Annotated in this window: 16 protein-coding genes; 4 read left to right on the top strand and 12 right to left on the bottom strand. The window is 59.9% G+C overall.

All coding sequences use genetic code 11. The features are described 5' to 3' along the window. Positions 1–71: 71 nt before the first annotated feature. Complete coding sequence (locus LF252_RS19125) at positions 72–521, bottom strand: hypothetical protein (RefSeq protein ID WP_226271198.1); 450 nt, start codon at positions 519–521, stop codon at positions 72–74. A 46-nt stretch (positions 522–567) separates the two neighbouring features. Beyond that, positions 568–1,137, bottom strand: coding sequence for a hypothetical protein (locus LF252_RS19120; RefSeq protein WP_226271197.1), 570 nt, complete (start codon positions 1,135–1,137; stop codon positions 568–570). A gap of 209 nt (positions 1,138–1,346) precedes the next feature. Between LF252_RS19120 and LF252_RS19115 the strand changes: the two genes are divergently transcribed. Next, the gene (locus LF252_RS19115; protein ID WP_226271196.1) at positions 1,347–1,715 is read left to right on the top strand and encodes a cupin domain-containing protein; all 369 of its coding nucleotides are present in this window, start codon (positions 1,347–1,349) and stop codon (positions 1,713–1,715) included. Between the two features lie 100 nt (positions 1,716–1,815). Here the strand turns inward: LF252_RS19115 and LF252_RS19110 are convergent, their stop codons facing one another. Next, positions 1,816–2,766, bottom strand: coding sequence for a 1-phosphofructokinase family hexose kinase (locus LF252_RS19110; RefSeq protein ID WP_226271195.1), 951 nt, complete (start codon positions 2,764–2,766; stop codon positions 1,816–1,818). 139 nt (positions 2,767–2,905) lie between these two features. On the opposite strand from LF252_RS19110, the gene LF252_RS19105 reads away from it, so the two are divergent. From LF252_RS19105 to LF252_RS19095, 3 genes are all read left to right on the top strand, one after another. Next, positions 2,906–3,697: a HipA family kinase gene (locus LF252_RS19105; protein ID WP_226271194.1), complete on the top strand. Its 792-nt coding sequence runs from the start codon at positions 2,906–2,908 to the stop codon at positions 3,695–3,697. Beyond that, entirely contained in the window at positions 3,675–4,064 is a 390-nt protein-coding gene (locus LF252_RS19100) for a DUF3037 domain-containing protein (RefSeq protein ID WP_226271303.1), read from the top strand. Before LF252_RS19105 ends, LF252_RS19100 begins: the two co-directional genes overlap by 23 nt. A gap of 67 nt (positions 4,065–4,131) precedes the next feature. Further along, on the top strand, positions 4,132–4,269 hold the full coding sequence (locus tag LF252_RS19095) for a hypothetical protein (protein ID WP_226271193.1): 138 nt from the start codon (positions 4,132–4,134) through the stop codon (positions 4,267–4,269). 85 nt (positions 4,270–4,354) lie between these two features. Here the strand turns inward: LF252_RS19095 and LF252_RS19090 are convergent, their stop codons facing one another. The 9 genes from LF252_RS19090 to LF252_RS19050 all read right to left on the bottom strand — a co-directional run bounded on the left by LF252_RS19090 (position 4,355) and on the right by LF252_RS19050 (position 12,652). Further along, a complete protein-coding gene (locus LF252_RS19090) occupies positions 4,355–4,921 on the bottom strand; it encodes a hypothetical protein (RefSeq protein WP_226271192.1) in 567 nt (188 codons plus the stop codon). Positions 4,922–5,006: 85 nt separating this feature from the next. After that, positions 5,007–5,672: a hypothetical protein gene (locus LF252_RS19085; RefSeq protein ID WP_226271191.1), complete on the bottom strand. Its 666-nt coding sequence runs from the start codon at positions 5,670–5,672 to the stop codon at positions 5,007–5,009. Continuing rightward, entirely contained in the window at positions 5,672–6,292 is a 621-nt protein-coding gene (locus tag LF252_RS19080) for an LVIVD repeat-containing protein (protein ID WP_226271190.1), read from the bottom strand. Before LF252_RS19080 ends, LF252_RS19085 begins: the two co-directional genes overlap by 1 nt. A 138-nt stretch (positions 6,293–6,430) precedes the next feature. After that, complete coding sequence (locus LF252_RS19075; protein ID WP_226271189.1) at positions 6,431–6,949, bottom strand: LVIVD repeat-containing protein; 519 nt, start codon at positions 6,947–6,949, stop codon at positions 6,431–6,433. 90 nt (positions 6,950–7,039) lie between these two features. Next, on the bottom strand, positions 7,040–7,963 hold the full coding sequence (locus tag LF252_RS19070) for an NAD(P)-dependent oxidoreductase (protein WP_317197871.1): 924 nt from the start codon (positions 7,961–7,963) through the stop codon (positions 7,040–7,042). 153 nt (positions 7,964–8,116) lie between these two features. After that, a complete protein-coding gene (locus LF252_RS19065; protein ID WP_226271187.1) occupies positions 8,117–8,410 on the bottom strand; it encodes a YMGG-like glycine zipper-containing protein in 294 nt (97 codons plus the stop codon). Between the two features lie 186 nt (positions 8,411–8,596). Then, on the bottom strand, positions 8,597–11,047 hold the full coding sequence (locus tag LF252_RS19060) for an alpha/beta hydrolase family protein (RefSeq protein WP_226271186.1): 2,451 nt from the start codon (positions 11,045–11,047) through the stop codon (positions 8,597–8,599). A 238-nt stretch (positions 11,048–11,285) separates the two neighbouring features. Next, on the bottom strand, positions 11,286–11,864 hold the full coding sequence (locus tag LF252_RS19055) for a nitroreductase family protein (protein WP_226271185.1): 579 nt from the start codon (positions 11,862–11,864) through the stop codon (positions 11,286–11,288). A 74-nt stretch (positions 11,865–11,938) separates the two neighbouring features. Continuing rightward, entirely contained in the window at positions 11,939–12,652 is a 714-nt protein-coding gene (locus tag LF252_RS19050; protein WP_226271184.1) for a pirin family protein, read from the bottom strand. Between the last annotated feature and the right edge of the window lie 29 nt (positions 12,653–12,681).

The raw sequence follows: 12,681 nt of genomic DNA, 5'->3' as shown, positions 1-12,681 counted from the left end.
ACGATGAATAATCTCCTATCTGCTACCTGATTCGGTTACACTTTGCCAAAAAGGCCACAGGAGGGCAATATTCAGGCTGCTACACCAGCCCCCGCCGCCCGCCGAAACAGCCACCCCGCCAGTACCCACAGCCCGGCGAAGAGGGTGTTCAGCACAATCACCCAGAGCACGCCCATCGTCAGCGGGGGCTGCTTAATGAGTAGCGCCACGAAGGGCACAGCAAACTGCGTAAATGCCGCCGCGAATAGGGCGCGGGCCATGCCCAGCGGCTGCAGCCGGGCCACTGCGGCCCCCACAAAGCTCACCACCAGCACCGCCCCAAACAGCAGGTTCATGGGGTTGTCCTCGCTGCCGATGAAGCCCACGGCCAGATTGCCCCACACCAGTAGGAGGGCAGCCCCTGCAGCAATGCCAGCAGCCAGCTTATAGGAGCCGCTACGGCCCCGGCTGGCTACCAGCAGCGTCAAAAGGCCCGCTACCAGCAACAAAAGGCCGGCAATAACAAAGGGGGCAATGCTCATGGGTGTATGGATTAAAATATTAGGACAACACAGGGCAACTATGACGTTAAGCCAACTGCCGGCCCGATACCGAGCCACTAGCCCGACGGAACAGCAGGCCCGCCACCGCCCAGACGCCGGCAAACACCACATTGGCCACCAGTACGTTCAGGAATGGGGCCGAAGGTTCGGCAGCCGCACCCGTGGGCTTCCATACAAACAGGGCCAGAGCAGTAACCACCAGATAGGTGAGGGAGGCGGCAAACATGGCGTTGGAGGTGCCCAGCGGCCGGAATCGGGCCGCAATAGCACCGCCTAGAGCTACCAGCAGCACCGCGGCGTAGAGCATATTTACCGGGTTATCCCCGCTACCAACCAAGCCCACGGCTGCGTTGGCCCACACCATCATCAGCCCGGCCAGTACCGCAACTCCGGCGGCCACCCGATACGTGTTGTTTGTAGCTGCGCGGGCGATGAGCACGAAGGTGGCACCTGCGCCAAACAGTAACACGGCGGCAAACACAAAGTCGGAGAGAGTCCAGTTGACTTCGGCGCTAAACTGCATGGCTACCAGCGGAACAAGCAACAGGAGCCCGGTAACTGCAGCAACGAGCGAAAGGCTTTTGGGGAGTGACATAGTGGTATGCGTTAAAGGGTTGGAGCCGATAATAGTGTTGAAGAAGACCGGTATGTGGCACTTCAAACAGCCAGCATTGCAAAGGATATAAAAGAACTTTGTAATTCAAAGTATTGACAAAAATTTCGCCTGCTTAACCTTCGCCGAGCTTTGGTATATTCAGCTTCCCGGATTGAAAGTCAAACCCTTATTGCCCTTTTAATATGGACGTGAATCAGCTTTTAGGCCCACTGAAGGGCGCCACCCGCCGCGAAGTTGGCGGCGTGCAGGTTGATGTAGTGCGCACCGGCAACTCCCGCGTGAAGCGGGTAGTGTATCCGGCGGGCTTTCGGTGGTCAAAGGATATGCGGCCCGTAGTGGGCGGCGAACTGTGCCAGCACGCGCACGTTGGGTTTCTGGCCGCCGGCCGGTTGGGCATTGAATACGCCGACGGAGCCCGCGAAGAATACACGGCCCCGCAGGTAGTAGCCATTGCGCCCGGTCACGACGGCTGGGTGATAGGGGAGGAGCCCGCCATTCTCATTGAGTTCGACTTTGAAGGTGAAACAGTGGAGCGGCTGGGGCTAAAACGGGAGTAGGCCAGGCAGTATTTCGCTGAGCTAATAGAACGTCATTCCAAGCATGTGGCGCATCAAGCCAGTGAACGAGGAATGACGATTGGATAAGGACATTGCAGTCTTACGCGGCCCGAGCAGGTAGCGTCTGGAGTAGCCATTGGTACAGGCGGTCAACATCCTCCTTGCGGAACAGCTCGGTGCCGGGATTCATGGTAGCAGCCGAGCCGCAGGCCACGCCGAGGCGTGCCACTTCGGGCAGGCTCAAGCCGGTGCTCAGGCCATGCACCAAGCCGGCTACCATGCTGTCGCCGGCTCCCACGGTGCTGCGCCGCTTCACGGCGGGAGCCGGTACGTGGTCAATCTGCTCCCGGGAAACCAGGCAAGCCCCCTGCGGCCCCAGCGACACTACCAGTATTTCCGCCTGCCCGTTATGTACCAGCTGGCGGGCGGCCTGGGCCACGGCTTCATTGTCCAGCTCATCCACGCCGGCTAGTTTGCTTAGCTCGCCCACATTGGGCTTGGCCAGGTACACGCCTTCCTGCAACACCGCCTGCAGGGCCGGGCCCGAGGTATCGGCCACCACCTTCACGCCCATTTGCTTGGCGGCCCGCACCACGCGCACCACAAACTCCGGCTCCACGCCCGGGGGCAGGCTGCCGCTGATAACCAGAAACTCGGGTTTTTCGGGCAGGGCGCGCATCTCATCCAGAATGCGCTGCTGCTCCTCGGGCCGTAGCTCGGTGCCGGGCATACCGAAGCGGTACTGCTGGCTACTACTGCTGTCTACCACGATGAAGTTTTCGCGGGTGTCGGCCTGGGTTGGCACGGCGCGGCAGCTGATGTGCTCCTGCGTAAGCAGCTCCTGCAGGCGCTGCCCGGTGGGGCCGCCCGCCGGAAACACCGCCACCGACTCAGAGCCCAGCCGCCGCAAGGCCCGGCTCACGTTGATGCCGCCGCCGCCGGGCTCAAACTTGGGAGCTGCGCACCGCAGTTTCTGGTCGGGCACGATGTGGTCGGCGGTGGTGCTTTTATCGACGGTGGGGCTGAGCGTGAGCGTGACGATGCGCGGCATAGGAAACGGGCTAAACAAAGCAGAAGAACCAGTACCTGTACTACGGACCGCCCGAAAAGTTGGCCTCCGCGGGCCGGGCTGCCAACAACCGGCCGATTTATCCGTTGCTTTGCCTTTCCATTGACTTCTCCTGAGGCCTATGCCTGCTCCCGAACTTGCCCTCCGAACCGTTGACGTAACGCGCTACATCATTCCATTGCGGGAGGGCGGCTCCCTGCCCGCGCTGGTGGAGGCCGACGACGGCTTTATGTACGTGGTGAAGTTTCGGGGCGCGGGCCAAGGCCCCAAGGCGCTGATTGCCGAGCTGATTGTGGGCGAAATTGCCCGGCAGCTCGGTTTGCGTGTGCCCGAGCTGGTGTTCATCTACCTAAGCGAAGCCTTTGGCCGCACCGAGCCCGACGAGGAAATTCAGGACCTGCTGCGTTTCAGTACCGGCCTCAACCTGGCCCTGCACTTCCTGGCCGGTGCTGTCACCTTCGACCCTATCATCAATGACGTGGACGCGCGGCTGGCCTCGCTGGTAGTGTGGCTGGATTGCCTTACCCTGAACGTGGACCGCACCGCCCGCAACACCAATATGCTGATGTGGCACCGGGAGCTATGGCTCATCGACCACGGTGCGGCGCTGTACGTGCACCACAGCGGGCCCGGCTGGGCCGCCAAGGCTACCCGCCCGTTTCCGCAGCTCAAGGACCACGTACTGCTGCCCCAGGCTACGGAGCTGGCAGCCGTTGACGCCGAAGCCAGTGCCCGCCTCTCACCGGAAATTCTGGCGGCTATTGTGGCCCTGGTGCCCGATGAGTGGCTCCAAGAGCCCGACCTCAGCCCCGAGGAGCAGCGCGCCCAGTACGTGGAGTTCCTGACCACCCGGCTGGCCGCGTCATCGTCATTTGTTCAGGAAGCCCAATCTGCCCGCAATGCACTTGTTTGAGTATGCCGTGCTGCGCGTGGTGCCCCGCGTGGAGCGCGAAGAGTTTTTGAATGTAGGCGTGATTCTGTATTGCGCCAGCCAAGGGTTTCTGCAAACCCGCTGCCACCTGCCCGAAGCCCGCTTGCAGGCCTTTGCCTGCCCCAACCTCGATGTGGACGACCTGCGGGCCCGGTTGCGGGCGTTTGAGCGTATCTGCCAGGGGCGGCGCGAAGGTGGGCCCATTGGGCAACTGCCAGTTGCGTCCCGGTTTCGGTGGCTAACGGCCATGCGCAGTACTATTGTGCAGACCTCGCCGGTGCACCCGGGCCTGTGTGAGGATGCTGCCACCACGCTGGATGCGTTGTATGATAAGCTGGTTGCCTGCTAGTTACCGGGAAATTTGCGAGGGTTTTCGTATATTCCTCGTATCAACTCACCCTACAGCCTCACTAGCTATGGAAGTACGCAACAATTGGCCCGTTCAGCGCGGGCTGCATCTCAACCGGTTGCCGTGGTGGGCCTACGCCCTGTTTATTCCCGGCGTGTATCTGTTTGGCTGGGTACTACATTTTCTGGGTGCCATTCCGGGGTAGTGCAATATGCCGCATCTGGGTACACTCCGGCCTGGGCAGCAGTGCAGAATGCGGTGCTGCCCAGGCCGGAGTGTTTGGTATCAGGCTACTTGCTACCCAATGCTGGCTGCAGTTGCTGCAAAATAACGACTAACGCGTGATATATTTCCTGTAACTCGCCCAGGTCGGTCAGAGCGCGCTCTTCCGAAAACGTGAGCTGCACCGGCACGCCTGCTTCCGATGAGGCCGGGGCGAGGACCAAACGGCCGGCCGGGTGACGCAGCAACGCAGCGCGTACTTCTGGCTGCAGCAGCAAGGGGCTTAGCGTGTCAGGCTGGTTGGTGGTGATGATAAATGTCTTGTCCAGCTCGGCGTCGCCTACCTCTACATCCTGCAGGCCCAGTAGCTTACCAATCTCGTGCACCCAATCCTGCTCATGCAGGGCAAAGTGAAACGCCGTATCAGCCGGCAGGTCTGCCGTGAGGGTTGTTAGTTCGTAACCGCCCTCAAAGCCGCCGCCCAGGTCAATATCATACTCTAACCGCACATGGTAGCCGTTCTGGTGCAAATCTGCGCGGTAGTCAAACAGGTCGGCTTGGCCTTCCAGGTCAGTGGCTACTTGCTGCCAGAGGTCAGTTTCTGAGCTGGCCCGGAAGGCGCGAGGGGTTTCCATGTGAGAGGGAGTAAGTCCAGGTTTTTCTACTGCCACTGCCCGCTCCGGGTTGTGCTCCGGGCGCAGAACAGCGGCACTGGCTGCCTTACAGCATAACTCCCAGCCGGAAGCCCACCGGTAAATAATAGCCCTCGTGCCCATAGTCGCTCATGGAGGTAGCGAAGTGGTTGCCGGGCAGCGTTGCCCGGGAGCCGGCCGTGCGCAGGCCCATGCCTAGGTAGGCATCCAGGAAAAACGGACTACCCGGAAATACCCACTGCCGGCCCAGCACTGCTACGGCGCCAAACCGGTCAATGGTTTCTGTTTGAGGGCGCTGGCGGTACTCGTAATAGTACAGGCCATCGGGGCCCAGCTCGGGTTGCCAGCTAGCAGCCCGGAACTGCATCCGGAAATGCTGGTAGCTGGCCCCGTAGCTGACATAAAACCCATCCAGCGGAGCCGACTCGGGCCCTAGGTAGATACGGTGCTGCAACTCCGCGCCGAAGCCCTGCACCCGGTCAGCGCCAGCGTCGTGCAGGTCAGAGGTGAAGTCATTTACGGGGCCCCGGTACCACTGCGGCGTTAGTACCACGCTGCTGCGGGATGCAGGGTGCCACCGTCGCTCCACGCTTACGTGGTAGCCGCTGGCTATCAGCGGAAATAGGTTGGCCGACACGCCCCACTGCCGGGCAGGCGGCGTAGTAGCCGCCGTTTGGGCGGAGAGCCGAATGGGGAGCCACAAAGCCGGTAGCAGTATGAACAGCCGGCGCATTAGCGGGTAGGGGTAACGGGTAGTTTGCTTAGCAGGCTAAGCGCCCCCTTTCGGTAGCGGTACTGGTACAAGCCATCGGGGCCCACGGCCAGCAGCAGCCCCCGGTGCGGAATCACATCCGATACCGTCACCGGAAAAGTTTGCGGAGCGGGCAGTACAGGGGCTTGGCGGGTGTCGAATACTTTCAACTGGTCCTTATCGCACACAAACAGCAAGGTGCTATCCACGCCTAAACCCAGCGGGTGTTGCATGGGGTAAGTTTGCGCCAGCCAAGGGTTGCTCAGATTGGTGAGGTCCACTACCTGTAACTGGTTGGGGCCTCCGCCGCAAGTGCGGCCGTCGCGCAGGGTTACGTATGCAAACCGCTCGTCCACCACCACTGGGTCACAGCTCACCACGTGCTGGTAATAGGCTACCTGGCGGGGCTGGTTGGGCACGGTGGCATCAAAGATGAACATGCCGCGCTGGGTGCCCAGAAACAGGTAAGGCGAGCGGGGATAAATGGTTTCAATGCCTGCACCCAGTGGTACAACCGTGCCTTGTTTGGGATGGGCCGCATCGGCAAGGCTGAAGGTGCGCAGGCTGCTATTATCCACCACGTACAGAGTGTTGTCGAGCACGGTAAAACGGGCAAGCGAACCACCCTGGCCGTTATCCGCATTACTGGGGCTCACGTCGCTGCTGTTGCTGCAGCTTCCCAAGGATACTAGGCCCAAGAGGCCCAAAAAAGAGTAGAATAGCTTCATCGGCTTGGTAGCTTATAGTTTCTGCCAGCCCACCACCACGGCATCGGCCGGGCGGTTTTGTGGTTGATATTCAGCCGGAACTTCGCCGTTTTCGGGCATGGGTAGCTCCGGCACCGCCCCGCGCACCCGGCTCAGCAGCTTTGCGGCCGTAATGTTGCTCAGGTCAAAGGTCAGCAGGTCGGAGCCACTGTCGGCGTAAAGCAACGCGCCTTTCATGGCCACGTCCACGTTGCCCGGAATCCGCAGAAACGCCACGGGCGTTGGGTGCTCGGGGTCCTGGTTGTTGATAATGTGTACCCCTTCGTATTGCTCGTTGATCAGCACGTATGGGTCGCGGAGGTAGATTTTGCCGGTATTGTGCAGTTCTCGCGGCGGCAAAACGGCCACGGCCTGCTCCAGTTGCGAACGGGCCATCAGCAACGGCTTATAGCGCGGTAAGGGTATCCGCTCGGCCGGGTCGATAATGCCCGGGCAGGCACTTAAGCTCAGGAGCAAGCCGCTCCCCAGCAATAACATGTATAGCTTCCGCATAGCACAGGCAGATAAGATGGTGGGTGAGGAGCCTGCCTGTGGCCAAATGGTTGCATGCACCTGTTGCTTCGCAAGGAGCTGCCTGGCAGCCTAATACCCGCGGTGCAGCTGTACTGGGTTTTCCAGCGGCTCCTGCTGGCGTACATGCCGCAGGTTACGCAGGAATAGCGCCACTTTGCCCTCATCCTCGTGGGGCTGGCCGCCACCGCTGTGCTGGGTAAGCAACACGCGGGGCAAGTGCCAGAGTGGACTATCGGCGGGTAACGGCTCCTGAGCTGTTACGTCCAGCACGGCGCCAGCCAGCCGTTGGGTTGTAAGCGCCTCAATCAGGGCAGGCTCGTCGGTAGTGTTGCCCCGGCCTACGCTGGCGTATATGGCGTGAGCCGGTAGGGCTGCTAATACCTCCCGCGTCACAACCTGTCCGGCGGCACCTGGGAGGCAGTTTATGAGAATGTCGGTGTGGGGTAAGGCGGCCAGTAGTTGGTCACGCGTGTGCAGTTGAGCGTTGGCATCGGTGCGTGCCAGGAACTGCACCGGGCAATCAAACCCCTGCAGCTGCCGCGCTACCGCCAGCCCAATGGTACCTCGGCCCAGAATAATTATCCGTCGGTGCCGGAGCAGGCCCATACGAGAGCGTAATGCGGCACCTTCCCAGTGGCGCTGGGTTTGCCACACCGCCAGCTCCGGGATGTAACGTAACAGCGCCAGCAACCCCGCCACCATCGTTTCGGCGCAGGCCCAGGCAAAAAAGTCGCCCATATTGGCTACCGGAAAGTGGGGCTGCACTTGCCGGTACTGGTCAATGCCGGCCGAGTCAATCTGCCAGAAGCGTAGGTATGGGGGCAGACTTTCCTGCAGCCATGCGGCGGGCGGGTTGCCTAACAATAGCTCGGCGGCCTGCAGCGCCGTTTGCTGGTCTGCAACAGCTAAATCGGTTCTGAAGGTGGTGGTAACCTCTGGGGGCAGCTGCTGCAATAGCTCAGCGCGGGCCTTGTTAGAAAGGGCAGAATACACAAATAATCGCATGGGTACTGTACCCGCAGCAGTGCGTCTGGGTTTTGGATTTTCAGCAGCAGCGCCCATGCGGTATAAACGGCAAAAAGCCCCGTACCGGTTGGTTCGGAGCTTTTCGCTAATGAGGTGTGTAGCCTCACTGGGTTACTTGGGCTAGTCCTTACGCGAGTATTGTTCGTAGCGTACGGGGTCTTTCTTCTTATCTTTTTTGCGGCCAATAATACCACCGGCGGCTGCGCCTGCTACGCCGCCAAGTACAGCGCCTTTACCGCCACCTACTACGGCACCCGTCACGGCGCCTGCACCACCGCCAATGGCTGCGCCTTTGGCTTTTTTACTCCAGGTTTTTCTGGGTCTCGTCTGGGCGTCGGCGTCGGTTACCGTTACAGTGCTTTCCAGTACAAACAGGGCCGTAAGCATGGCCGCATATATCTTGAGCGTTTTCATGGTCAGAAGCAGTTAAACTCGTGTGAGAGTATTTGTTGGTTTTAACGAAGCGCCGCAGTAGAGGTTAAGGTTTGGGCAAAATTTTGTACGAAAGCCCCTTGTTTAATACCGAAAATACTATATGCAAAAAGCCCCGACTGCCAACTGGCAACCGGGGCTTTTTGCAACAAAACAGGCTTTTGCTTCTTAGCGTGCGTCTGCTTTGGTATCAGATGTGGGCGTTGCGGTACCGGCTTTCTTCACATACGTGTCCAACCAAGTGTTCATTTCCCACAGCATGTGCATGATGGACTCATGGGCGGCGTAACCGTGGGCTTCGGCCGGCAGCACTACGTAGCGCACGGTAGCACCATTGCCTTTCAGGGCATTGTAGAACCGCTCACTCTGGATGGGGAAAGTGCCCGAGTTGTTGTCGGCTTCCCCATGAATCAGCAGCAGCGGCGTTTTAATCTTGTCGGCGTAGTTGAACGGCGACATAGCGTTGTACACCTGCGGGGCTTCCCAATAGGTGCGCTCCTCGCCCTGGAAGCCGAACGGCGTGAGGGTGCGGTTGTAGGCGCCACTACGGGCAATACCAGCTTTAAACAGGTTGGTGTGGGCCAGCAGGTTGGCCGTCATGAAGGCACCATAGCTGTGGCCCATTACGGCCACCCGATTTGGGTCTACCACACCCAGGCGCTTGCCTTCATCAATAGCCGCTTTGGCCGAGGAGGTCAGTTGCTCCACGTACGTGTCGTTGGGCTGCTTATCGCCCTCACCCACAATCGGAATGCTGGCTCCCTGCAGTACGGCGTAGCCTTGCGTTACCCAGAATACGGGCGAGCCCCAGCTGAAGCGGGTGAAGGTATAAGGCGAGCCTTTCACCTGCCCGGCGTCTTTCTTGTCTTTGAACTCTACCGGATAGGCCTCTATCAACGTGGGCAGCGGGCCATCTTCCTTCTTGTAGTTCGGGGGTAAATAGAGGTTTGCCGTCAGGTCCACGCCATCAGCCCGCTTGTATTTGAGCACCTGCTTCTGCAGGTTGCCCAGCGTGGCGTAGGGGTTCGGGAACTTGGTCAGTTGAACCGGCTTGGGGTTGGGTGCGTCGCGCAGGAAGTAGTTGGGGGCTTCCGTCTGCGACTCGCGGCGCGTTACAAACACGTGCTTGTTGGCGTCCAGAATGGTAACTGGGGCCTCGTAGTACGGTGCTTCCGAACGCCACCACCGGGCGCTCTTTTTGGTGCGCACGTTCATTTCGTCCACAAACGGCCGGTCACCTTCCGGCGAAGCCCCAGCCCCGATGAAGTACACCATATCAGCGTTGGCATCGGTAGCCAGCACCCGGCGGCCTTGCTCGTTGCGGCGCACGAACGGAGTGCCGGGGTCGGTGTAGGTATCCTGCGAAGAACGCTCGAACAGCGGCGTTAGGGAGGTTTTGGTAGCCAGGTCGAGGGTCCAGAGAGCCTCTTTGCGGTCGGCCCAGCGGTAGCCGCCTACCAAGGCCAGTTTATCGGAGCCGCTCCAGTAGATGCGGCTGAAGCGTAGCGGCAACGACGCCAGCTCCTGGGGTTGTCCGTCAAACGGAGCCCCCAGGGCGAAGAGTTTGTCGCGCACCGGAGCTTCCGTTTTGGGGTCGCCACCATCCTGGGCTTCCACCCAAAAGAGGGTGTTGGGAGCGTCTTCGCGCCAGCTCACGTTGCGCGGGCCGGTGGGCACGGCGTCAAAGCTGGTGGGCACGTTATCGGCCAGGGGTAGGTTGGCAATTTCCTTCACCACGAGGCCTTCCATATTCAGCACATCCAGGCGTAGCGGGAAGCTGTTCAGGGGGAGCGTGTAGGAGTACGGCCGGTGGCGGGTGCTCACCAACACATATTTGCCGCTGGGAGAGGGTAGGGCCTGCTCAATTACGCCGGGCTGCCCCAACGGAGCCATGCGGCCATCGAGGCCTACTTTCACTACCTGCGTGAGGGCGTAGTAATCGAACAGCCGCTCATCAACGGGGTTTTTCAGCAAATCCTGGTACGTGCGGGCCGCCGAGGTGCGGCCCACGTTCTGCTGAATGGTAGGACCAGTAGGGGGCGCAGTAGGGTTAGGAGCTTCGCCCCGGCCACCCACTACTGCCCGGGCAATGATGGTTTTGCTGTCCGAAACCCACTCGTACGGCGTGCCCAGCACCCCATTCAGGAACAGGTTGGGTACCAGCTTGGCCGTGGCCGAAGCCACGTCAACCAGCCACAGCTCTACGTGGTTGTTGGTGGTGTGCGTAAAGGCTATTTTGGTGTTATCCGGCGACCATTGCACGTCGCTGATGCGGGCGTTGGAGGGCAGGCCCTGCACCAGCATCTCTTTGCCCTCGGGCAAGCGGTGCAACCGCAACGACGACGCGTAGCTCACGCGGCTGGCCCCGTTGGTGCGGGGGTTGATGCGTACGCCGGCCAAGCGCATTTCCGGTTGGCTAAGCTCAGCAATGGAGGGCATATCCCGCACATCCATCAGCAGCATCCACTGCCCGTTGGAGGCAAAGCTAACGCGGGGCGTCACGGGGGCATCTACCAGCGTAGCAATGGCCCGCGGCGGCGTCTGGTAAGGAAGATCCTGCGCTCCGGCCATGCCAGCGGTAGCCACGCACAAAGCCAGCGTGAGTCGAAGTATTTTCATACAAAAACGGTAAGCAACTAAATCCTATATACAAAGGACGGTACAATCCGGCAAATTCGCTACTGCTGGTTGTAACTTGTTCATAAAGTGTACCGTACTATGATGTTTACTCGAGTAAAAAGCACAAAAAAAGCCCCGCCAAACGGACGGGGCTTTTTTCTGAAATCCTAAAAATTCAATTGCCGGCAGCCTTTTCTGAGCCGCTGGTTCGTTAGGTCGTGCTTGTTTTAGACGGCGGTTAAGCTGGTAGTTGCTTGTGAAAAACCGTTTCAGAGAGCGGCTTACGCTGCCGGGGCGCTTTCTCGCGGCTCAGGAAAGGCTCTTCCAACTGCTCGGCGTCGCCGAGGTAACCCAGGGCAATCATCACGGCGGGTTGCAAATTCTCGGGCAGATGAAAAGTTTCCTGCGCCTTGGCCCGGTCAAAGCCGCCCATGAAGTGGCCGTGCAGCCCCAGGGCTGTTGCTTCCAGAATCAAATTGCCATTAGCAAGGCCCAGGTCGTGCAGTGCAGCGCCGTTGGGGGTGCCATTATCGTACTGGGTTTTAGCCAGGGCCAAAATCAGCACCGGCGCGTTGCGGGCCCAGGGTTGGTTGCCGGGCATCAGGCAATCTACCAGCTGCTGAAAGGCCTCGGTATCGGCGTGGTGGGCGTAGATGTAGCGCCAGGGCTGCTCGTTCATGGCGCTGGCGGCCCAGGAAGCAGCTTCAAAAATCTGCTGCAGCGTGTCGGGGGCTACCGGGTAGCTGGCAAAAGCGCGGGGGCTCCAGCGCTTCCGAATGGTTTCCTGAACCGGAAACGTGGTGGGGGCGTGTTTCATATCTGAGGGAAAAGAGGCTGGAGAGCAGGCCTTGAAGAAAAGCGGACGTTGTACGGGTAAATGCTTTGGCGGGGTTAGAACTGCATGGGCACTTCCATCAGCAACAGCCGGGTGGCGCTGCCAGCCTGCACCTGCAACGTCGAGGTATCCCAAACGCCCAGGCCGTCGCGGCGGCCCAAAGACTGGCCGGCCACGGTAGCCTCGCCTTCCAATACAAACACGTACACGCCGTTCCCGGCTTTCTTTAACTGATATTCGGCCGCAAAACCGGCGTCAAAATCGGCCAGGTGAAACCACGCATCCTGATGAATCCACACCCCGGCATCGTCGGGGTTAGGAGAAAGCACCTGCTGAAACTGGTTGCGGCGGTCCTCTACCCGGAACGTCTGCTGGTCGTAGCGGGGCGTGACGTTGCGCTGGTTGGGAAACACCCAGATCTGCAGGAACTGGACCGGCTCGGTGGTGCTATGGTTTTTCTCGCTGTGCGCAATACCGGTGCCAGCACTCATCACCTGCACGTCGCCACTCTGGATGACGCCATGGTTACCAGCGCTATCCTTGTGCTCCAAGGTGCCGCTAAGCGGGATGCTGATGATTTCCATGTTATCGTGCGGATGGGTGCCAAAGCCCATGCCGCCAGCCACGGTGTCATCGTTCAGTACCCGCAGCGCACCAAAGTGCACCCGGGCCGGGTTTTGGTAGCCCGCAAAGCTGAAGGTATGGTATGAGTTCAGCCAGCCATGATTGGCGTGGCCACGGGTTCCGGCTTTATCGAGGATGGTTTGCATACAGAGCTATTTTAAGAGTGACGCAAATA

This window comes from Hymenobacter pini (assembly GCF_020421205.1).
Taxonomy (GTDB): Bacteria; Bacteroidota; Bacteroidia; order Cytophagales; family Hymenobacteraceae; genus Hymenobacter; species Hymenobacter pini.
This window is presented reverse-complemented; position numbering and strand designations above follow the sequence as displayed.